This is a genomic window from Pseudomonas phytophila (assembly GCF_025643095.1).
Lineage (GTDB): Bacteria > Pseudomonadota > Gammaproteobacteria > Pseudomonadales > Pseudomonadaceae > Aquipseudomonas > Aquipseudomonas quasicaspiana.
The window spans coordinates 4,761,356-4,781,580 of sequence record NZ_CP081201.1; the positions used below are offsets into that span (position 1 = coordinate 4,761,356).

General features: G+C 58.5%; 17 protein-coding genes and 1 riboswitch. Of the genes, 1 reads left to right on the top strand and 16 read right to left on the bottom strand.

Annotation, left to right across the window (positions count from 1 at the left end; translation table 11 throughout):
- Positions 1 to 150 precede the first annotated feature (150 nt).
- The 3 genes from K3169_RS21540 to ltaE all read right to left on the bottom strand — a co-directional run bounded on the left by K3169_RS21540 (position 151) and on the right by ltaE (position 5,253).
- Positions 151 to 1,383, bottom strand: coding sequence for an aspartate kinase (locus K3169_RS21540; protein WP_027900085.1), 1,233 nt, complete (start codon positions 1,381 to 1,383; stop codon positions 151 to 153).
- A gap of 96 nt (positions 1,384 to 1,479) precedes the next feature.
- Positions 1,480 to 4,104 carry an alanine--tRNA ligase gene (alaS, locus tag K3169_RS21545; protein WP_263267915.1) on the bottom strand — a complete coding sequence of 875 codons (2,625 nt, stop codon included), beginning with the start codon at positions 4,102 to 4,104 and terminating at the stop codon, positions 1,480 to 1,482.
- 144 nt (positions 4,105 to 4,248) lie between these two features.
- Positions 4,249 to 5,253: a low-specificity L-threonine aldolase gene (ltaE, locus tag K3169_RS21550; RefSeq protein ID WP_231677479.1), complete on the bottom strand. Its 1,005-nt coding sequence runs from the start codon at positions 5,251 to 5,253 to the stop codon at positions 4,249 to 4,251.
- Positions 5,254 to 5,434: 181 nt separating this feature from the next.
- Positions 5,435 to 5,580, top strand: a riboswitch (FMN riboswitch).
- Positions 5,581 to 5,706: 126 nt separating this feature from the next.
- Between ltaE and K3169_RS21555 the strand changes: the two genes are divergently transcribed.
- Positions 5,707 to 6,216 (top strand): 6,7-dimethyl-8-ribityllumazine synthase, encoded by a 510-nt coding sequence (locus tag K3169_RS21555; RefSeq protein ID WP_095094594.1) that lies wholly within the window; start codon positions 5,707 to 5,709, stop codon positions 6,214 to 6,216.
- A gap of 190 nt (positions 6,217 to 6,406) precedes the next feature.
- Here the strand turns inward: K3169_RS21555 and astE are convergent, their stop codons facing one another.
- The 13 genes from astE to K3169_RS21620 form a co-directional block, all read right to left on the bottom strand.
- On the bottom strand, positions 6,407 to 7,414 hold the full coding sequence (astE, locus tag K3169_RS21560) for a succinylglutamate desuccinylase (protein WP_231677478.1): 1,008 nt from the start codon (positions 7,412 to 7,414) through the stop codon (positions 6,407 to 6,409).
- A 32-nt stretch (positions 7,415 to 7,446) separates the two neighbouring features.
- A complete protein-coding gene (locus tag K3169_RS21565; protein WP_027900080.1) occupies positions 7,447 to 7,731 on the bottom strand; it encodes a hypothetical protein in 285 nt (94 codons plus the stop codon).
- 63 nt (positions 7,732 to 7,794) lie between these two features.
- Positions 7,795 to 9,141, bottom strand: coding sequence for an N-succinylarginine dihydrolase (gene astB / locus K3169_RS21570; protein WP_122704459.1), 1,347 nt, complete (start codon positions 9,139 to 9,141; stop codon positions 7,795 to 7,797).
- A 207-nt stretch (positions 9,142 to 9,348) separates the two neighbouring features.
- Entirely contained in the window at positions 9,349 to 10,818 is a 1,470-nt protein-coding gene (astD, locus tag K3169_RS21575; RefSeq protein ID WP_263272342.1) for a succinylglutamate-semialdehyde dehydrogenase, read from the bottom strand.
- Positions 10,815 to 11,840 (bottom strand): arginine N-succinyltransferase, encoded by a 1,026-nt coding sequence (gene astA / locus K3169_RS21580; protein WP_027900077.1) that lies wholly within the window; start codon positions 11,838 to 11,840, stop codon positions 10,815 to 10,817. The genes astD and astA overlap by 4 nt, the downstream gene beginning before the upstream one ends.
- Positions 11,841 to 11,914: 74 nt before the next feature.
- The gene (aruF, locus tag K3169_RS21585; RefSeq protein ID WP_027900076.1) at positions 11,915 to 12,946 is read right to left on the bottom strand and encodes an arginine/ornithine succinyltransferase subunit alpha; all 1,032 of its coding nucleotides are present in this window, start codon (positions 12,944 to 12,946) and stop codon (positions 11,915 to 11,917) included.
- Positions 12,947 to 13,093: 147 nt separating this feature from the next.
- Positions 13,094 to 14,314, bottom strand: a complete 1,221-nt coding sequence (locus K3169_RS21590) for an aspartate aminotransferase family protein (RefSeq protein ID WP_027900075.1) — start codon at positions 14,312 to 14,314, stop codon at positions 13,094 to 13,096.
- Positions 14,315 to 14,715: 401 nt separating this feature from the next.
- Positions 14,716 to 15,696 carry a transcriptional regulator ArgR gene (gene argR / locus K3169_RS21595; protein WP_099267393.1) on the bottom strand — a complete coding sequence of 327 codons (981 nt, stop codon included), beginning with the start codon at positions 15,694 to 15,696 and terminating at the stop codon, positions 14,716 to 14,718.
- Between the two features lie 161 nt (positions 15,697 to 15,857).
- A complete protein-coding gene (locus K3169_RS21600) occupies positions 15,858 to 16,622 on the bottom strand; it encodes an ABC transporter ATP-binding protein (RefSeq protein ID WP_027900073.1) in 765 nt (254 codons plus the stop codon).
- Positions 16,623 to 16,644: 22 nt separating this feature from the next.
- Positions 16,645 to 17,757, bottom strand: a complete 1,113-nt coding sequence (locus tag K3169_RS21605; protein WP_231666918.1) for a succinylglutamate desuccinylase/aspartoacylase family protein — start codon at positions 17,755 to 17,757, stop codon at positions 16,645 to 16,647.
- A 1-nt stretch (position 17,758) separates the two neighbouring features.
- Positions 17,759 to 18,457, bottom strand: a complete 699-nt coding sequence (locus K3169_RS21610) for an ABC transporter permease (RefSeq protein WP_027900071.1) — start codon at positions 18,455 to 18,457, stop codon at positions 17,759 to 17,761.
- Entirely contained in the window at positions 18,454 to 19,143 is a 690-nt protein-coding gene (locus tag K3169_RS21615; RefSeq protein ID WP_027900070.1) for an ABC transporter permease, read from the bottom strand. Before K3169_RS21615 ends, K3169_RS21610 begins: the two co-directional genes overlap by 4 nt.
- Before the next feature lie 85 nt (positions 19,144 to 19,228).
- Positions 19,229 to 20,005 (bottom strand): ABC transporter substrate-binding protein, encoded by a 777-nt coding sequence (locus tag K3169_RS21620; RefSeq protein ID WP_099267398.1) that lies wholly within the window; start codon positions 20,003 to 20,005, stop codon positions 19,229 to 19,231.
- Between the last annotated feature and the right edge of the window lie 220 nt (positions 20,006 to 20,225).

Below are 20,225 nucleotides of genomic sequence, written 5' to 3' on the forward strand. Positions count from 1 at the left end.
CATTCAGGAACAACAGTCTGCAAACCGAAGGCGACAACCGCGGCAGTAGCGCGGCTGTCACCAAGGTATCGACCGGCAAAAGCAAAAGAACAGTTTTCGCCCGGCAATAACGCAAGAGGCGCAGTCAGTCCGCGCCCCTTGCCGATACCATCACTCGCCCTGTCGAGGCGCATCCAGCTCAAAAGCGGTGTGCAGCGCACGTACCGCCAGCTCCAGATACTTCTCTTCGATCACCACCGAAACCTTGATTTCCGACGTCGAGATCATCTGGATATTGATGCTTTCCTTCGCCAGCGATTCGAACATGCGACTGGCAACACCTGCGTGAGAACGCATGCCCACGCCAACAATCGATACCTTGGCGATTTTGGTATCGCCAATCACTTCACGGGCATTGATTTCACGCGCAGTGTTTTCCAGCACCTGCAGGGCAGCCTGGTAGTCATTGCGGTGAACAGTGAAGGTGAAATCGGTGGTGTTATCGTGCGCAACGTTCTGCACGATCATGTCGACTTCGATATTCGCGGCGCTGATCGGCCCGAGAATCTTGAACGCCACACCCGGGGTGTCTGGCACGCCACGGATGGTCAGCTTGGCCTCATCGCGGTTGAAAGCGATGCCGGAAATGATCGGCTGTTCCATGGATTCCTCTTCATCAATGGTAATGAGGGTACCTGGACCCTCCTTGAAGCTGTGCAATACGCGCAGCGGGACGTTGTACTTGCCGGCAAACTCCACCGCGCGGATCTGCAATACCTTGGAACCGAGGCTGGCCATTTCCAGCATCTCTTCGAAGGTAATCTTGTCCAGACGCTGAGCCTGGGAGACCACACGTGGATCTGTGGTGTAAACACCATCGACATCGGTGTAGATCTGGCATTCATCGGCCTTCAGCGCCGCAGCCAATGCCACGCCAGTGGTGTCAGAACCACCACGACCCAGGGTCGTAATGTTGCCGTTCTCGTCCACGCCCTGGAAACCGGCGACCACAACCACACGGCCAGCCTTCAGGTCGGCACGAATCTTCTGGTCATCGATCTGCAGAATACGCGCCTTGTTGTGCGCGCTGTCCGTCAGGATACGGACCTGATTACCGGTGTACGACACTGCTGGCACGCCACGCTTCATCAGCGCCATGGCCAACAGGGCGATCGTCACCTGCTCGCCTGTCGATACGATCACATCCAGCTCACGAGGAACCGGCTGATCGCTGATCTGCCTGGCAAGGTCGATCAGGCGATTGGTTTCGCCACTCATGGCAGAAAGCACAACCACAAGGTCGTCGCCCTGCTCACGGAATTTCTTGACCTTGTCGGCAACCTGCTCGATACGCTCTACAGAGCCCACCGAGGTGCCTCCAAATTTCTGTACGATCAAAGCCATCTCAAAGCCGCCTCTGCCCGATTAAGGGCGCCCATTAAACGTTAAATCCAAGCGCCGGGCGGCCACGCCTGTGCGTGGCTGCTCCGGAAGGTCGACTTAAATACCCTGCTCGACGAAAGGCACGGTCAACGCCAGCGCTGCATCCAGCGCCCCCGCGTCAACACCACCACCTTGCGCCATATCAGGACGACCGCCGCCTTTACCACCTACGGCCGCAGCGGCCTGCTTCATCAAATCACCGGCTTTGAGTTGGCCAGTCAGGTCCTTGGTTACGCCTGCAACCAGTACGACCTTGTCTTCATGCACACTGCCGAGCAGGATCACTGCGCGACCGAGTTTGTTCTTCAACTGATCGACAAGCGCCAACAGCGCTTTGCCATCCAGACCGTCCAGGCGCACGGCCAGCACTTTCACGCCTTTGACATCCAGCGCGGAGGAAGACAGATCGTCGCCCGCTGCGCTGGCCGCCTTGGCCTGCAATTGCTCCAGTTGTTTTTCCAGCAGACGGTTGCGCTCAAGCACAGCCGTCAGCTTGTCCAACAGGTTCTCGCGGTTGCCTTTGACCAGCGTCGCGGCTTCCTTGAGTTGATCTTCTGCAGCATTGAGGTAGCCCAGCGCAGCTGCGCCGGTGACCGCCTCAATGCGTCGAACGCCAGCGGCCACGCCGCCTTCGCTGACAATCTTGAATACTGCGATGTCGCCGGTGCGAGTGGCATGAATACCACCGCACAGCTCGACGGAAAAATCACCGCCCATGCTCAGCACGCGCACGCTGTCGCCGTACTTCTCGCCGAACAGCGCCATGGCGCCACGCGCCTTCGCAGTTTCGATGTCGGTTTCGACCGTCTCGACTGCCGTGTTCTTGCGGATTTCGTCGTTGACGATGTCTTCCAGCGCTTTCAACTGCTCAGGCTTGATGGATTCGAAATGGCTGAAGTCGAAGCGCAGGCGCTGACTGTCGACCAACGAGCCCTTTTGCTGAACGTGCTCGCCCAACACCTTGCGCAAGGCTGCGTGCAGCAAGTGAGTCGCGGAGTGGTTCAACGCCGTGGCGTTACGCACCTCGGCATCGACTTCGGTGTTGACCGAAGCGCCCACCGTCAAGGTGCCGGCAGCGACAACGCCATGGTGCAGGAAAGCGCCACCGGTTTTGGTGGTGTCACGAACATCGAAGCGTACTTCACCAGCGCTGAGGTAACCGGCATCACCAATCTGGCCACCCGACTCGGCGTAGAACGGCGTGGTATCAAGGACTACAACGCCCTCTTCGCCTTCGCTCAACTGCTCGACTTTCTGACCGTCTTTATAGATGGCCACGATCTTCGCTTCGCCGCGAGTCGCTTTGTAGCCAGTGAACTCGGTCGCCACGTCGACTTTGACAAGGCTGTTGTAGTCCATGCCGAACGAACTGGCAGAACGGGCGCGAACACGCTGCGCATCCATCTCGCGCTCGAAACCTTCCTCGTCGAGAGTCAGGTTGCGCTCACGGGCGATGTCGCCAGTCAGGTCCATCGGGAAACCGTAGGTGTCGTAGAGTTTGAACACCACGTCACCCGGCACGACATTACCTTTGAGTTCAGCCAGATCCTGTTCGAGGATCTTCAGGCCCTGCTCCAGGGTCTTGGCGAACTGCTCTTCTTCGGCCTTGAGCACGCGCTCGATGTGCGCCTGCTGCTGAACCAGCTCAGGAAACGCAGTACCCATCTCGGCAACCAGCGCCGCAACGATCTGATAGAAGAAGCTGCCCTTGGCGCCCAGCTTGTTACCGTGACGGCAGGCACGACGAATGATCCGACGCAGCACATAACCGCGACCTTCATTGGACGGCAGCACGCCATCAGCAATCAGGAAGCCACAGGAACGAATGTGGTCAGCCACGACTTTCAGCGAAGCCTGACTGTCGTTACCGCAGCCAATGGCTTTGGCCGAAGCAGCCAGCAGGCTCTGGAACAGGTCGATTTCGTAATTGGAGTTCACGTGCTGCAGAACAGCACTGACGCGCTCCAGGCCCATGCCGGTGTCTACCGACGGCGCAGGCAGCGGGTGCAACACGCCGTCAGCGGTGCGGTTGAACTGCATGAAAACGTTGTTCCAGATTTCGATGTAACGGTCGCCGTCTTCTTCCGGCGAGCCTGGTGGGCCGCCCCAGATTTCAGGGCCGTGATCGAAGAAAATCTCGGTGCAAGGACCACACGGGCCTGTATCGCCCATGGTCCAGAAGTTGTCGGACGCGTAAGGCGCGCCTTTGTTGTCCCCGATACGGACCATGCGCTCGGCAGGTACGCCGATGTCTTTGGTCCAGATATCGTAAGCCTCGTCGTCACTGGCGTAGACCGTTACCCAGAGTTTGTCCTTGGGCAGGTTCAACCATTTTTCCGAGGTCAGGAAGGTCCAGGCGTAGGTGATCGCATCACGCTTGAAGTAATCACCGAAGCTGAAGTTGCCCAGCATTTCGAAGAATGTGTGGTGACGCGCGGTGTAGCCGACGTTTTCCAGGTCGTTGTGCTTGCCACCGGCACGCACACATTTCTGGCTGGTCACTGCACGGGTATAGGCTCGCTTTTCCTGGCCCAGGAAGCAGTCCTTGAACTGGTTCATACCTGCGTTGGTAAACAGCAGGGTCGGGTCGTTGCCCGGAATCAGGGAACTTGAGGCTACACGGGTGTGGCCTTGCTCTTCGAAGAAGCCAAGGAAGGCTTCACGGATTTCTGCGCTTTTCATAGGTTCTTCCACGGAGACTGCGGCCAGAGGCAAGTGCAAAACGTCATATGACGTAGCGACGGCAAAGGGCCGCATTATATAGGCGTTGCGTCAACGGTACAGTCTGTTTGTACGATAGAACAAAGCTACTGGACTATCGGCGCTTCAAGTGCGGGAAAAGTCAGCAAATGCTGTGATTACGGTCTCGAGTTGCTGACGGGAAACATCCAGGTGAGTGATCATCCGCAGACGCGGCGCAGCACTGAGCGTGATACCGCGTTCGGCACAGAACGCCTTGAGCGCCTGAGCGCGATCGCCGATGTGCACATAAACCATATTGGTCTGCACCGGTTCAACCGAGTAACCCAGCTCCGTCAGTGCAGAACCCAGAAATGCGGCATTGGCGTGATCATCGGCCAGACGCTCGACCTGATGCTCCAGCGCATACAGGCCCGCTGCCGCCAGCATCCCGGCCTGACGCATGCCGCCGCCGACCATTTTGCGCAAGCGGCGGGCCTTGTCGATGAACGCCTGAGAGCCGCACAGCACCGAACCAATCGGCGCACCCAGCCCCTTGGACAGGCACACTGACACCGAATCAAAATGCTGAGTTATTTCCCGCGCATCAACGCCCAGTTTCACTGCGGCGTTGTATAACCGGGCGCCATCCAGATGCAGCGCCAGGCCATGTTGCTGAGTGAATGCGCGGGCTGCCGCCAGATAGCTCAACGGCAGGACCTTGCCCTGCATGGTGTTTTCCAGGGCCAGCAGACGGGTGCGGGCAAAATGGAAATCGTCAGGCTTGATGGTTTGCAGCACCTGATCCAGGTCCAGCGAACCATCGGCCCGGTTTTCCAGCGGCTGCGGTTGAATGGAGCCCAGGACCGCTGCGCCGCCACCTTCATACTTATAGGTGTGGGCCTGTTGGCCGACGATGTATTCATCGCCACGCTCACAGTGGGCCATCAAGCCCAACAGGTTGCTCATCGTGCCGGTCGGGACGAACAGCGCAGCCGCGAACCCGAGTCGGTCCGCCAACCAGCCCTCAAGACGATTGACCGTCGGATCTTCACCGTAGACATCATCACCCAGCGGTGCCTGCGCCATGGCGGCGCGCATCCCATGAGTGGGCTGAGTCACTGTGTCGCTGCGCAAGTCGATAACCGTCACGGTAAAGCTCCCTGGAAAAGACGAACCTCAGTTGTGAGGTTACGGATAGGAATAATCAAGGCGCTGGTGTTGAATTCCAAGACTTTCTTATAAGAAAAAGTCAGGACGACTGTAGGAATGCGTCCAAGCACATTCAGTAAAACTGTGATAAAAAATGCGCGCCGTTGAAATATTTCAGCGGCAACGTTCTCAGGGCGGGGTGCAATTCCCCACCGGCGGTAATGACGCGCAATGCGTCTAGCCCGCGAGCGCCTGCATACGCAGGGTCAGCAGACCTGGTGAGATTCCGGGGCCGACGGTCATAGTCCGGATGAAGAGAGAACGGGATTGGCACCACCGCAACGCATCGCGCATCGTCACGAACGGATTTCGTTCCCATGATTGCCGGGCTTAGCCTGACCTTCCCATTCGATCCAAAGTGCCCTGTTTTTTTATAGACAGGAGACAGAACAGATGCAACCCACCGCAATCGACAGCAAAAGCAAAAACCACGCGAACGAGCGTATCGCTTTTATCCAGGCCTGCTGGCACAAGGATATTGTCGATCAGAGCAAAATCGGCTTCATCGCTGAAATGGCTAATCATGGTTACACCGAAGCGGACATCGATTTCTTCGAAGTCGGCGGCGCCTTTGAAATCCCATTGCACGCCAAACTGCTGGCCAACAGCGGCCGCTACGCGGGCATCGTCGGCGCAGCCCTCGTTGTGGATGGCGGGATCTATCGCCACGAGTTCGTCGCTCAGTCGGTGGTCAGCGCGCTGATGCAAGTACAGCTGGAAACTGAAGTGCCGGTGTTCTCGGTAGTCCTCACCCCTCACCACTTCCACGCAGGCGAAGAACACCTGAAGTTCTTCTTCGAACACTTCCTGCACAAAGGCCAGGAAGCGGCGAAAACCTGCGCGGATACCGTTGCTAAAGTGCGTGCGATTCGCCGGAGTGAAGGGCAGAAGAAAGTCGGCTGATTGACTGGTATCGCTCTCACGGGTTGGCGATGAACCTGTGGGAGCGAATTCATTCGCGAAAGCGGCATTACAACCGACAGATATCTATCGAATGTACTGCCCTATTCGCGAATGAATTCGCTCCGACAGGTGCTCTGCAATTCTGAGATCGCGCAAAATCTGCGAGAGCGCCGCAATTATCGCGTCAGGCTCAGACCAGCCCGTCCGCTGTAGCCGGCACGATCAATATCCCCGCCCGCAGCCCGTTTTTGACCTTGGGATTCGGGAAGATGATCCTTGCGCCCTCTTCTTCTACTATCCAGCGTGAATGGCTCAGGTCGTCAGCCAGAACGTAGCCTTTATCCAGCGGCGAAAAGTTTTCCACGTCCAAGGGCAAGTGCAGCCTGAAACCATCGCTGTGCTTGATGATTTCCCGGGCAACGCTGAACAGCTGCAAACCCTCAAGACTTTCGTCCACCGCGGGCTCAGTGCCTTCGATCATCTGCTCCAGACGCGTGCGCAAGCGAGTCAGATCAACTTCCTGGTTCTGCCCGAACGGTCGCGCCTTGCCCAGCTCAAGGGTAAAAGCCTCGGCCCCGAGCTTGTCGTAGGTATAGGCGCTGAATACGATAGAGGGTTTTTTCTGCAGCAATACCGCCGTCATGCCTGCTGCCTGCAACCGCGCCAGCTCCCGGCGCGAATGCTGACGCCCTTCTTTCCAGGGATACAGCGCGAATTGTTCGATCTTCGAACCACGAATCGCCGTGTGCAGGTCGTAGTGCAAACGGTAGCGATCCGGAATGCTGAAAAACGTCGCCGCCAGCCGCTCCAGCTCGCAGGCGCGTAACGCCTCAGCTCCACCGCTGTGCTCATGACGACCGTTGAACAGCCGATTGACGTCCTGCTCAACATACCGCTCGCCACGGCGCATGGCGTCGGGATTACCGAACAGGAAAAGAATACGTGCCCGCGGCTGTAATTCGGCGCGGGCAATGCTGCGGATCAATTCATCCAGCAGCTCGATAGGTGCCGTCTCGTTGCCATGGATTCCGGCGGACAACAGCAAATCCGTGCCGTTGTCCCGATCCTGGGCAGGACGCACTTCCAGCGCACCTTCGCTCAGCCATCGCAATCGCACTCCGGCGACTGTCACTTGAGTCTTTTCTGCCGGTTCACGTCCAGCCAAAGTCAGGTCAAGCAGTTTACCGAGGGCGAGCATAGGCACTGTTCCCGTAGTGGGTGAAGTGAGTCTTAGTGATTGCAGTCCGGGCCGTGCACATGCTCTTCGTCTTCACCGACGTCGGCAGGCTCCATTTCCAGCTGCAGGCTGACCAGGTTGGTCGCCAGAGGACGCAACAACAGGTTGGCGTACTCGGCATCACCTTCTTCGACATCGACGCCGATCAGCAACTGGCCGCGGCCATCGTGCTGAATCCAGATTTCCTTGCCCTGCCAGACGACCGCAACGCGGGTGCAGGAGGTTTCCAGTTGGGTGCCATCGGTGTCTTCAAGGATCAACTGCAGGGTGTCGCTCATAATCGGTGTTCTCTATGGATAGGTAAGGACGGCGGGTCGTGCCAGGCACCACCCGCCAGAATTTCAGGCCAGCTGAAAAGGATAAACTGCGCCCAGTTTAAGGATTTGCGTCAATTCATCCAATGCTCCGCGGCATTCGACCAGCAATTGCGGGTCTGCCAGATCATCTTCGCTCATGCGGTCACGATAATGCCTGTCGACCCACTGGGTCAGCGTGTCGTACAGCGGCGCGGTCATGATAACCCCGGGATTGACCGCCGCCAGCTCGGTTTCATTGAGCGCGACCCGCAGACGCAGGCACGCCGGGCCGCCGCCATTCTGCATGCTCTGCTTGAGGTCAAAGACTTTAACCTCCCTGACCGGACCAGCACCCGCGGTCAGCTCTTGCAGGTAACGCCAGACTCGCTCATTGCCGCGACACTCTTCGGGCACGACCAGCAACATGGTGCCATCGGGGCGGGACAATAGCTGGCTATTGAACAGGTACGAACGCACCGCATCTTCGACCGAAACTTCAGCACGCGGAACGCAAATCGGCTGGAGCTGGCCGCCGCAACGGGCAAGCTTGTCCTGCAATTCAGCCAGCATGCGCTCGGTATGGAGAAATGCGTCCTCGTGATAGAACAACACTTCGCCGTTACCCACGGCAATCACATCGTTGTGAAACACACCCTGATCAATCACCGCCGGGTTCTGCTGACCGAAAACGACGGCGCTGTCACTCAAACCATGCAAGCGAGCCACGGCCTGGGATGCTTCGAGGGTCTGGCGCGCAGGGTACTTCTGCGGCTCAGGAAATCGCGAATCAAAAGCGCTGCGCCCGAACACGAAAAACTCCACCCCCGCCTCGCCATAGTCACGGCATAGACGCGTGTGATTGGCGGCGCCCTCATCACCAAACTGGGCAACAGAAGGCAACGCAGCGTGGTGGGCAAAGTGTTGCGAATTGGCGAACATGGCCGCCAGCACACGGCTGGTGGTCGGGTGCTCGATGCTACGGTGGTATTTGCAGGCCAGGTTGGCGGCGGTGAAATGCACGCGGCCATCAGCGGTGTCGGCGCTCGGGCTGACCGTCGCGGCGTTGGCGACCCACATGCTCGAGGCTGAACAACTGGCAGCCAGCAGAGGTTTGGCTTGCCTGGCAGCCTGCTCGATCACATGTGCGTCTGTGCCGCTAAAGCCAAGACGGCGCAGACCGGCGATATCCGGACGCTCCTGTGGCGCGAGGACACCCTGGGTAAAACCCATGTCCATCAACGCCTTCATCTTCGCCAGGCCCTGCAACGCAGCCTCGCGAGGATTGGAGGACTGCAGGCAGTTGCTTTGCGAGGCGACGTTACCGTACGACAGACCGCCGTAGTTGTGCGTCGGCCCGACCAGGCCGTCAAAATTGACTTCGTATGATTTCATCGGCTCGGCTCCGTGGATCTTTTCTTATAAGCGTAAGGTTCAATCATCGCTTCGCAGCCTTGGGCAGCTTTATCAAACAACATATAACTTACTGAACTGACATGGATTTTCTGTAGGAGCTGCCGAAGGCTGCGAAGCATTCATCCTGACACTCCGCCATCGCAGCCTTCGGCAGCTCCTACAGGTTCAATGTTTACTGCACGACAGTCATGACAATCGCACACCCGGCGTCAGGGTCGCGGGCAAGGTCAGGCTGCTGCTCTCCAGCGAGGCCACCGGATACGCGCAATAATCCGCCGCGTAATACGCACTCGCCCGGTGATTACCGGAAGCCCCTACCCCGCCAAACGGTGCGCTGCTCGCCGCGCCAGTCAGCTGTTTGTTCCAGTTGACGATCCCTGCCCGGCTCTGCAGCCAGAACTGTTTGTAACGCGCTTCGGAATCCGACAGCAGACCGGCAGCCAGGCCGTACTGAGTGTCATTGGCCAAGGCGATGGCGTTATCAAAATCCGAATAACGCAGCACCTGCAATAGCGGCCCGAACAGCTCTTCATCAAGAGGATCGCTGACCTCGGACACGTCAATAATGCCTGGTGTGAGCAACGCCGACGTGGCGTGTGGCTGGGTCATTTCCAGTAACGCCAAAGCGCCATTGGAAAGCAATTGCTCCTGAGCCGCCAGCAAGGCAGTGGCCGCATGCAGCGAAATGACCGAGCCCATGAACGGCGCGGGCTGCTGATCGTAAGCGCCCACTTCGATGTTGCGCGTGACCTCAACCAGACGCTCAAGAAACGCATCGCCCCAGACGCCCTGTGGCACCAGCAAGCGTCGCGCGCACGTGCAGCGCTGCCCGGCGGAGATGAATGCCGACTGAATAACGGTGTACACCGCAGCTTCTACATCGCTGACTTCGTCGACGACCAGCGGGTTGTTGCCGCCCATTTCCAGCGCAAGGATCTTGTCGGGACGACCGGCAAACTGCTGATGCAGAGCATTGCCAGTACGGCTCGAACCGGTGAAAAACAATCCATCGATGCCAGAATTGGCGGCCAGGGCGATACCGGTGTCACGACCGCCCTGCAGCAGATTCAATACACCGGCAGGCAAACCGGCCTCAATCCAGCACTTGACCGTCAGTTCGGCGACTTTCGGGGTCAGCTCGCTGGGTTTGAACACGACGGCATTGCCCGCCAGCAAAGCCGGGACAATGTGTCCGTTGGGCAGATGCCCGGGAAAGTTGTACGGCCCGAACACCGCGACCACGCCATGGGGCTTGTGGCGCAGCACCGCGTTCGCGTCGCCCAGCGGGCCGCTCTTCTCGCCGGTGCGCTCCCGGTAGCTCTGTACGGAAATAGCGATTTTATTGACCATGCTGGTCACTTCGGTCGCCGACTCCCAGAGCGGCTTGCCGGTTTCTTCACCAATGCACTGCGCCAAAGCGTCTGCCTGGCTTTTCAGGCTGGCGGCGAAAGCTTCCAGCACCGTGATGCGATCTTCCAGGGTGCGACTCGCCCATGCGGGAAAAGCCTGACGCGCAGCTTGCACGGCAACGTCTACCTGAGCGGCCGTTGCACCTTGCCCGGACCATACAACCTGCTGAGTCACCGGATTGAGCGACTCGAACGCCTCGCCCTGCCCGGCCTGCCAGTTGCCTGCGATATACAAGGTGCTCATCAGACAGCCTCCCGCGCCGGGGACAGCGGAACCGCACGGACATTGTCGCCCGCACTCAGGCGCAGGCGCTTGGCGGTCGCCGGGGCAACCACCAATGTACCGGCCGCAAAGCGCGCCGCGCCCACAGTGATTCTGCACTCCTCACGCTTGCGGTTATGAATCAGGAATTGTGTGGCATCGTCACCCGGCGTACCGATGGCCAGCACCAAAGGCGCACTGTCGCGCACGGCGCGGATCTTCGCAGTCTCGCACTCAACCGCTGGACCGGCGTCGAAGATATCCACGTAACCCTGATAGCTGAAGCCTTCGGCCTTGAGCATGGTCAGCGCTGGTTCGGTGTCGGCGTGCACCCGGCCAATCACGTTACGGGCATCTTCGGAGAGGAAGCAGCTGTACAGCGGAAACTTGGGCATCAGCTCAGCAATGAACGCCTTGTTACCGACGCCCGTCAGGTAATCCGCCTGGCTGAACTCCATCTTGAAGAAGTGTCGCCCCAGACTTTCCCAGAACGGCGACCGACCATTTTCATCGGACATACCGCGCATCTCGGCGATGATCTTGTTGCCAAACAACTGCGGGAACTCCGCGATAAACAGCATCCGCGCCTTGGCCAGCAGACGCCCGTTCAAACCGTTACGGAAGTCGCTGTGCAGGAACAGCGAGCACAGCTCGGAATTACCGGTCAGGTCATTGGCCAGAAACAGGGTCGGGATTTCCCGATAGATATTCAATTCCTGAGAAGCGCTGACCGTCAGCCCCACTCGATAGTTGTACCAGGGCTCGCGCAGGCCAACCGCCCCAGCGATGGCGGAAATACCCACTACGCGGCCGTCATCGTCTTCAAGCACGAAAAGGTAATCCGCATCACCGCGCCCGGCTTCGCCGCGAAAGGTCTTTTCCGCCCAACCGACCCGGTGCGCCAAGCGTTCTTCATTGGCGGGCAAAGTCGTCAGGCCAGCGCCTGTGCTGCGCGCCAACTCGATCAGCGCTGGCAGGTCACTGCTGCTTACGGGACGAACGATCATGCTATCTCCTCAATACCACTTCCCTCGGGAAACGGCGAAACTCGCTAAACCAGCCATCCACATTCAAAGGCGTATCAGACCGCCACGACCCGCACGCTGGCATCTTCACCAACACCCAGGGCCTCGGCTGCTGCCAGACTCAGGGCGACCGGCTTGCCTGGCGCCCAGTCCAGTTCCAGCAATATCGCCCGGTAATCCTGCAACAAGCCATTGGCAACCAGATACAGACGGCCGCCGGAACCGGTGTCAGTGGACCGTTGAGCATCGATTTTGACGGGCACCAAACGGCTCTGAGCGATGGAGCGAATCCCGGAAACACGCGCATGCAGGGTCGGGCCACCGTCGAAAATGTCGATGTAGTGATCGGTCTCGAAGCCTTCGCGCATCAGGATGTCGAAGGTGATCTGGGCCCGCGGATGCACCTGGCCCATAGCTTCCTGGGCGGCGTCCGGCAATAGCGGCACATAAATCGGGTAATGCGGCATCAGCTCGGCGAGGAATGTCCGGCTTTTCAGCCCACACAGACGTTCGGCTGCGGCATAGTTCAAATCGAAGAAGTTGCGCCCGATGGCATCCCAGAACGGCGAGTCGCCATTTTCATCGCTGTAACCGACGATCTCGGTCACCACCGAATCCGCGAAACGCTCCGGGTGGCTGGCGACAAACAGCAGACGCCCCCTGGAATTAAGCTCCGACCATGCACTGCCCACCAGTTCAGGGACCACATAGAAACTGGTCAACAGGCTGTTGCCGGTCAAGTCGTGGCACTGGGACAGCACGTGAATCTTGTTGTGGATCTTCAGCTCGCGAGAAGCGTGAACGAAGGTTTCGTTACGGAAGCTGTAAAAGGGTTCGGAATAACCCGCCGAAGCGACAATCCCTGAACAACCCACCAGCCGCCCGCTTTCGCTGTCTTCCAGTACGAAGAAGTAGGTTTCTTCGCCATTGAAGCTCACTTCGGCCGCGAACGAGGCTTCCGAAGCGGCGATCTTGTCGCCAAGCCGCCCCGCATCGTCAGGCAGGGACGTGACACCGATCGGGCTGTCGGCAGCGAGGCGTTGAACCTCGGCCAGATCAGCCATTTGCGCGGGGCGCATCACGAGCATGGTGCCACTCCTTACCAGAACACAGACCGGGCAAACCCGGCACAGAAAAAAAGCGCCACGTGGATCAACGCCACATGGCACAGGAAAATGTCCGACGCTTACCGTGCAGGCAAACGCCGGAAGGTGTTGCGGTGGATCAGCCCGCCATCAAGCCTGAGTCAGCTTGGCCACAGCGCGCTCGAAGCGATCCAGACCTTCGTCGATGTCAGCGTCTTCGATCACCAGACTCGGAGCAAAACGCACCACGTCAGGACCGGCTTGCAGAATCATCACGCCTTCATGCTCGGCAGCGTTGAAGAAGTCCTTGGCCTTGCCTTTCCAGGCATCGGTCAGCACGCAACCGATCAACAGGCCCATGCCACGTACCTGGGTGAAAACACCATACTTCTCGCCGATCTGCTCCAGGCGGGCCTTGAACTTCGCATGTTTGGCCGTGACGCCGTCGCGGACTTCCTGAGTGTGGACCACATCCATCACTGCGTTACCCACAGCGCACGCCAGGGCATTGCCTCCGTAAGTCGTACCGTGAACGCCGACCGCGAAGTGCTTGGCGAGCTTTTCGGTGGTCAGCATGGCTGCCATCGGGAAACCGCCGCCAATGCTCTTGGCGCTGGACAGGATGTCCGGCGTAACGCCGTAATTCATATAGGCAAACAGACGACCGCTACGGCCCATGCCACACTGCACTTCATCGAAGATCAGCAGCGCTTTGTGCTCGTCGCACAGTGCCCGGGCACCTTGCAGGTATTCAAGTTCGGCAGGCAATACGCCACCCTCGCCCTGAACAGGCTCCAGCACCACGGCGCAAGTCTTGTCAGAGATCGCGGCCTTGAGCGCTGCCAGATCGTTGAATGGCACGTGGCTGATGCCAGTGATCTTCGGCCCAAAGCCATCGGAGTACTTGGACTGACCACCCACGGTCACGGTGAACAGCGTACGACCGTGGAAGCTGTTCAGTGCGGCAATGATTTCGTACTTGTCCGGACCATACAGATCGTGGGAAACGCGGCGCGCCAGCTTGAAAGCGGCTTCGTTGGCTTCGGCACCGGAGTTACAGAAGAACACGCGCTCGGCGAATGTCGCGTCCACCAGCTTCTTCGCCAGACGCAGGGCTGGCTCGTTGGTGAAAACGTTGGAAACGTGCCAGAGCTTGTTGGCCTGCTCAGTCAAGGCACCCACCAGCGCCGGATGGCAGTGGCCCAGTACGTTGACGGCAATCCCGCCGGAGAGATCAACCAGCTCACGACCCGCCTGATCCCACACTCGGGAACCCGCACCGCGCACAGGGATAAACCCGGCTGGAGCGTAATTAGGGACCATTACCTGGTCGAAATCGGCGCGTTGCACCGCAGCTTGCTCAACGGACATCGGAGTCTCCTGAAGAGGAACGCCTGCCTGAAACTGGCGAGCGATGGGAAGATTGTAAGGACTGGTTTGACTCCGGCCTTGCCGCCAGGCGACAACTTGTTACAGCACAAAACCGGGTTTTTCAGTGACTTTCGGCAATGCGACATTAACCATCGCAAAGGCGCAGTTTAAACGTTGCGGGAGGATTGTTGCAGATACAGATGATTTGATTTGTTGGAGCGAGTGGGCGGCAATCCGACTTGCCCGCGAAGAACGATGAATTGACTTGCCTGGATACATTCCTCTGTAGGAGTGAGCTTGCTCGCGATAGCGTTCTTTCAGTCACCTATATGTATTCTGAAAAGCCGTCATCGCGAGCAAGCTCACTCCTACAAGTCCTCAACCACCAAAACTAGCAGGACTCACCCCCGCTCTGCAGGCACCGACGACAATTCAAACGGGCTGCTGCTGCGGCGTTGGTTGCGGTCTTCACGGGGGGTCGCGCCGAAGAAGTTGCGGTAGGCGCTGGAGAAGTGTGGCCCTGAGGAGAAACCACAGGACAAGCCAATCTGGATGATGGATTTACTGGTCTGCATCAGCATCTGTCGCGCCTTGTTAAGGCGCAGCTCCAAGTAATACTGACTCGGCACGCGATTGAGGTACTGCTTGAAGATCCGCTCCAGTTGCCGACGCGAGACACACACGTGCTGGGCAATTTCATCGGTGGTCAGGGGCTCTTCGATGTTGGCTTCCATCAGCAGCACAGCCTGAGTCAACTTCGGATGGCTGGACCCCAGGCGATTCTGCAACGGGATACGCTGACGCTCACCACCTTCGCGGATGCGCTCCACTACCAGTTCTTCGGACACCGCGCCCGCCAGTTCGGCGCCATGATCACGCGCCAGCACAGCCAACAACAGATCCAGCACCGACATGCCGCCACACGCAGTCAAACGATCACGATCCCAGTCAAACAGATGGCTGGTGGCAATCACTTTGGGGAAACGCTCGGTAAAATCATCCTGCCAGCGCCAGTGCACCGCAGCGCGATAACCATCCAGCAGCCCCAACTGAGCCAGTGGGTAAACCCCTGCTGAAAGTCCGCCAATGACGCAACCGGAACGCACCAACTGCTTGAGCGCCGAGGCTAGCGTGGCGTTCACCGTCACAGGTGGCTCATCAGCCAGCAAAAACAGCTTCTGACAACCTTCCAGCCGCCCCGCCCAAGGCTCGCCGGGCAATTGCCATGCACCCTCGGCGGGCGCTTCGGCTTGCAGAAACGACAGTTCGTAAAGCACTTCCGGATGGACGCGCTGGGCGACACGCAAGGCTTCCTCGGCCAGCGCCAGAGTCAGGGCTTTGGTGCTGGGCCAGATAAGAAAACCAATTCGTTGAGCGGTCATGGCATGCAATCCGAAACGTGTCGCTGTTGTTAAAACTGTGTGCACAGCTTATGGGGCGGGCGTCGACGCCCAGGCTGAATCTACTGCAATCAGCTCATGCTGCTTGCGGCGCAGCATGAACGGTTACGTCTCGAAACGCATCGCCAAAACGTAGCTTTTCGTTACTTCAAGCTACCCGAGAGGAATTGCTGCAAACGTTCGGACTGCGGATTGACCAGGACTTCACGAGGATCACCGCGCTCTTCGACCACGCCTTTGTGGAGAAAGATCAATTGGTTGGAGACTTCACGGGCGAAGCCCATTTCATGCGTCACCACGACCATGGTCCGGCCTTCCTGAGCAAGGGCCTGCATGACTTTGAGCACGTCACCCACCAGCTCAGGGTCCAGCGCGGAGGTCGGTTCGTCGAACAGCATCACCTCCGGCTCCATTGCCAACGCACGGGCAATCGCCACACGCTGCTGTTCGCCACCGGACATATGCCCCGGATAGGCGTCCTTACGGTGAGCAACGCCTACTTTGGCCAGGTAATGCTCAGCTTTTTCCAGCGCTTCTTTTTTCGACACACCCAACACATGCACCGGAGCTTCGATGATGTTTTCCAGCGCCGTCATGTGCGACCACAGGTTGAAATGCTGGAACACCATGGACAGACGCGAACGCATGCGTTGCAGTTGTTTCGGATCCGCAGCGCGCATGCTGCCGTCTTTGTTGGCGACCAGTTGAAGCTCTTCATTGTTGAGCAGAATCTTGCCCGCATGGGGCTGCTCCAACAGATTAATGCAACGCAGGAAGGTGCTTTTGCCCGAACCACTGGAGCCAATGATGCTGATCACATCGCCCGCTTTGGCGGTCAGGGAGACTCCCTTGAGCACTTCATGGCTGCCATAGCGTTTGTGCAGGTCCTGGACTTCCAGTTTGTTCATGCTTTCAGTTCTCACAAATGGGTCAGTCATTGAGCAAGCGACCCTGACGTCGGGCAGTACGACCCGCCACCTTGGCCAGCCAGAAGCCCGGCTGGGCGTAACGCAGTCGCTCGATGGCAAACAACACCCCGGCGGTATTCGAGCAAACAGTACTGACCCGGTCAGACAGCGGATCAATCACTTCAAACAGCGGCTCACCCACTTCGACCCAGGCGCCTGCTTCACGCAGGAAACTCACCACGCCAGGGTGCGGGGCGAACAGCAATTCAGTGCCTTCGAACGGCATCCCTTCGCACTCTTCATGGGCTGCCTGCGGCCAGTCACCACTGATAAAACCTTGCCCGGCAAGAAACGCCAGAATGCCTTCGGCATGAGCCTCGGCCTCAGGTTTACCGGTATCGGCCTGACCGCCCAGTTCAATGGTAGTTGCCAGGCAGGCCAGCGGGATCTGCGCATCAGGGAAAATCCGCGACAGGCGCAACCACGGTAGCGAACAGGCCTCGTCGAACGAACTGCCACCCGAGTCTTCCGCCAGCAAGGCCACTTGCACATTCAAATGCGCAGTCAGGGAGCGCCATTGCGGCCAGTGCTGCGGCAAGGCGTACATGTGCAATGCAGCATCGGCGTCGCAATGCAGGTCGAGCACCACATCGGCCACGCAGGCGTGACTCAGCAGAATCCGCTGCATGCCGCGCAGCTCACTTTCAGCTGGAGGCAAATTAGCCAGCACCGTGGTCATGGCCTGACGGATCAATTGCACATTGCTGTGCGGGTCATCGCCCAACTGGCCTTCAAGCAACTCGGCCACCGGCTCGCTCAGTTCGGAAAAATCGCGATTGAAATTCTTGCCACTGCCGAACTCGAAGCGGCCCTGGTGCGCGCCTTGCAGCAGCTGGCCCAGGCCAATCGGGTTGGCGACCGGTACCAGTTCGATAACGCCCTTGAGCGCGCCCTGCTCTTCCAGTTCGGCCAGACGCTTCTTCAGCTCCCAGGCCGTGCGCATACCCGGCAGTTCATCTGCGTGCAGGCTGGCCTGTATGTAGGCCTTGCGCTCGCCGCTGCCGAAACGAAACACGCTGAGGTGACGCTCGGTGCCGAGGGTGCTCCACGGCAATACATGATCGGTTCTTTGCATGTCAGGCCTTCCGGGGTGCGAGGTAGCCCAGCCAGCGGCGTTCAGCCAGCTTGAACAGGCGCACCAGAATGAATGTCAGGCACAGGTAGAACACGCCTGCGGTGATAAACGCCTCGAAGGGCAAAAAGCTTTCGGAGTTGACCGCCCGGGCCGCTCCGGTGATGTCGACCAGAGTCACGCTGGACGCGAGACTGGTGGTCTGCAGCATCATGATCACTTCGTTGCTGTACTGCGGCAGCGCTCGACGCAACGCCGAAGGCAGCAGGATGCGGCGGTACATTTTGGATTTTGACATGCCCATGGCGCGTGCCGCTTCAATCTCGCCCGCAGGCGTAGCCTTGAGGCTGCCAGCGATGATTTCCGCGGTGTAGGCGCTGGTATTGATCGCAAACGCCAGACAAGCGCAAAAGGTCGCACTGGACAGCCATGGCCACAGGAAGCTTTCCCGGACCGCAGCGAACTGCGACAGGCCGTAATAGATCAGATACAGCTGCACCAGCATCGGCGTGCCACGAATCACGTAGGTATAAAGCCACGCAGGCATATTCACCCAGGGCTTTTTCGACACCCGCATCAGACCCAGTGGCAACGCCGCCAACAGACCAAACACCAGGGCGATGCCGAGCAATTCAAGGGTGGTCAGCAGACCGGCGAAGTACAGCGGCAGACTGTCCCATATGACGTTGTAATCAAAAATCACAGGTCAGCCGCCCTTACTCCAACGGAGTAACGTTTTTCGACAAGGCGCAGAGCCAGCAGCGAAACGCTGGTAATCAGCAAATAGATCCCGGCCACCGCAAGGAAAAAGGTAAAGGGCTGACTGGTGGCGTCGCCTGCCTGCTTGGCAAGAAACATCATGTCCTGCAGACCGACCAGCGAAATCAGCGCGGTCGCCTTGGTCAGTACCAGCCAGTTGTTGGTGAAGCCGGGGATCGCCAGGCGAACCATCTGCGGCACCAGAATTCTGAAAAACACTTTGGAGTGACTCATCCCGTAAGCAAGGCCCGCTTCGGCCTGCCCTTTTGGAATGGCCATGAATGCACCGCGGAAGGTTTCCGACAGATAAGCACCGAAGATGAAACCCAGGGTGCCGATACCGGCAGCCAGCGGGCTCAGGTCGATGTAATCGTCGTGACCGAGCATCGGCGCAATGGTGTTCAACGCACCCTGACCGCCATAGAAAATCAGCAGGATCAGGACCAGATCGGGAATCCCGCGAATCACGGTGGAATACACGTCACCCAGCCAGGCCAGCCAGCGCACCGGCGACAAACGCAACGACACACCGATCAGACCCAGGACGATTGCCAGCGCCATCGACGACAGGGCCAGTTGCAGCGTCAGCCCTGCGCCCTCGAGGATGACAGCCCCGTAGCCATTCAACATGTTGTGCAGTCCTCATGGGTGTAAAAAATGGCGCTAGCCACAACACCGAAACCGGCTTCTGGCTGCGCCATCCGTGACGACAGGTTTACTTGCCGTAAACGTCGAAGTCGAAGTACTTGTCCTGAATCTTCTTGTACTCGCCGTTGGCGCGAATCGCAGCGATTGCGGCGTTGATGCGCTCAACGTTGGCTTTGTCGCCCTTGCGAACAGCAATGCCGATGCCGTCACCAAAGTAAGCCGGGTCAGTGAATGCCGGGCCGACAAAAGCATAGCCTTTGCCCGAATCGGTTTTCAGGAAACCGTCCTGCAGCAGGGTCGCGTCCGCTACCGTGCCGTCCAGACGACCGGCCTTGAGGTCCAGGTAGATTTCGTTCTGGGAGCTGTAGGACTTGATCACAGCGCCCTTGGGCTCAAGCACCTTTTTCGCGAAAGTGTCGTGGATCGTTCCACGTTGCGCGCCGATCGTCTTGCCTTTGAGTTCATCCAGGCTGTCGCTGACGGTGGTGCCTTCCTTCATGACCAGGCGCGCCTGAGTGCTGTAGTAGCGATCAGTGAAATCAACCGACTTCTTGCGGTCTTCGGTGATGGACATCGAAGAAAGGATCGCATCGATCTTGCGCACTTTCAGCGCCGGGATCAGGCCGTCGAATTCCTGCTCGACCCAAGTGCACTTGACCTTCATCTCAGCACACAGCGCGTTGCCGATATCGTAGTCGAAACCGACGATGCTGCCGTCCGGTGCTTTGGAGGCAAACGGAGGGTACGCTGCTTCAATACCGATTTTCAGAGGCTTTTCGTCTGCGAACACTGGCTGCGCCAGAACGGTCAGCGCCATTGCGCCAAGCAGCATGAGCTTTTTCATTGTCAGGACTCCGTCGGTAAAACACGACAAATGGCAACGTGAGCAAGAGCCCAGGATGCGAAGAGGACTATTGGAGATAGACGCCAGGCGACTGGGACCGGTATGCGGACCTGCAAGCCTGCGGCGAGTGAGCGGCATTTTAACGGGACGCTCGAAGTCGATATTTCTTCAATGCGACAACTAGTTACAAATGCACTGAAAATCACGGCATGCGCATTGA

Excerpts from the sequence above, each read along its gene's own strand:
- K3169_RS21620 (WP_099267398.1), bottom strand. The coding sequence starts at position 20,005 with ATGAAAAAGCTCATGCTGCTTGGCGCAATGGCGCTGACCGTTCTGGCG.
- K3169_RS21555 (WP_095094594.1), top strand. The coding sequence starts at position 5,707 with ATGCAACCCACCGCAATCGACAGCAAAAGCAAAAACCACGCGAACGAG.
- K3169_RS21590 (WP_027900075.1), bottom strand. The coding sequence starts at position 14,314 with ATGTCCGTTGAGCAAGCTGCGGTGCAACGCGCCGATTTCGACCAGGTA.
- alaS (WP_263267915.1), bottom strand. The coding sequence starts at position 4,104 with ATGAAAAGCGCAGAAATCCGTGAAGCCTTCCTTGGCTTCTTCGAAGAG.
- aruF (WP_027900076.1), bottom strand. The coding sequence starts at position 12,946 with ATGCTCGTGATGCGCCCCGCGCAAATGGCTGATCTGGCCGAGGTTCAA.
- K3169_RS21540 (WP_027900085.1), bottom strand. The coding sequence starts at position 1,383 with ATGGCTTTGATCGTACAGAAATTTGGAGGCACCTCGGTGGGCTCTGTA.
- K3169_RS21605 (WP_231666918.1), bottom strand. The coding sequence starts at position 17,757 with ATGCAAAGAACCGATCATGTATTGCCGTGGAGCACCCTCGGCACCGAG.
- astB (WP_122704459.1), bottom strand. The coding sequence starts at position 9,141 with ATGAAATCATACGAAGTCAATTTTGACGGCCTGGTCGGGCCGACGCAC.
- K3169_RS21600 (WP_027900073.1), bottom strand. The coding sequence starts at position 16,622 with ATGAACAAACTGGAAGTCCAGGACCTGCACAAACGCTATGGCAGCCAT.
- argR (WP_099267393.1), bottom strand. The coding sequence starts at position 15,696 with ATGACCGCTCAACGAATTGGTTTTCTTATCTGGCCCAGCACCAAAGCC.
- K3169_RS21565 (WP_027900080.1), bottom strand. The coding sequence starts at position 7,731 with ATGAGCGACACCCTGCAGTTGATCCTTGAAGACACCGATGGCACCCAA.
- astE (WP_231677478.1), bottom strand. The coding sequence starts at position 7,414 with ATGCTCGCCCTCGGTAAACTGCTTGACCTGACTTTGGCTGGACGTGAA.
- K3169_RS21615 (WP_027900070.1), bottom strand. The coding sequence starts at position 19,143 with ATGTTGAATGGCTACGGGGCTGTCATCCTCGAGGGCGCAGGGCTGACG.
- astA (WP_027900077.1), bottom strand. The coding sequence starts at position 11,840 with ATGATCGTTCGTCCCGTAAGCAGCAGTGACCTGCCAGCGCTGATCGAG.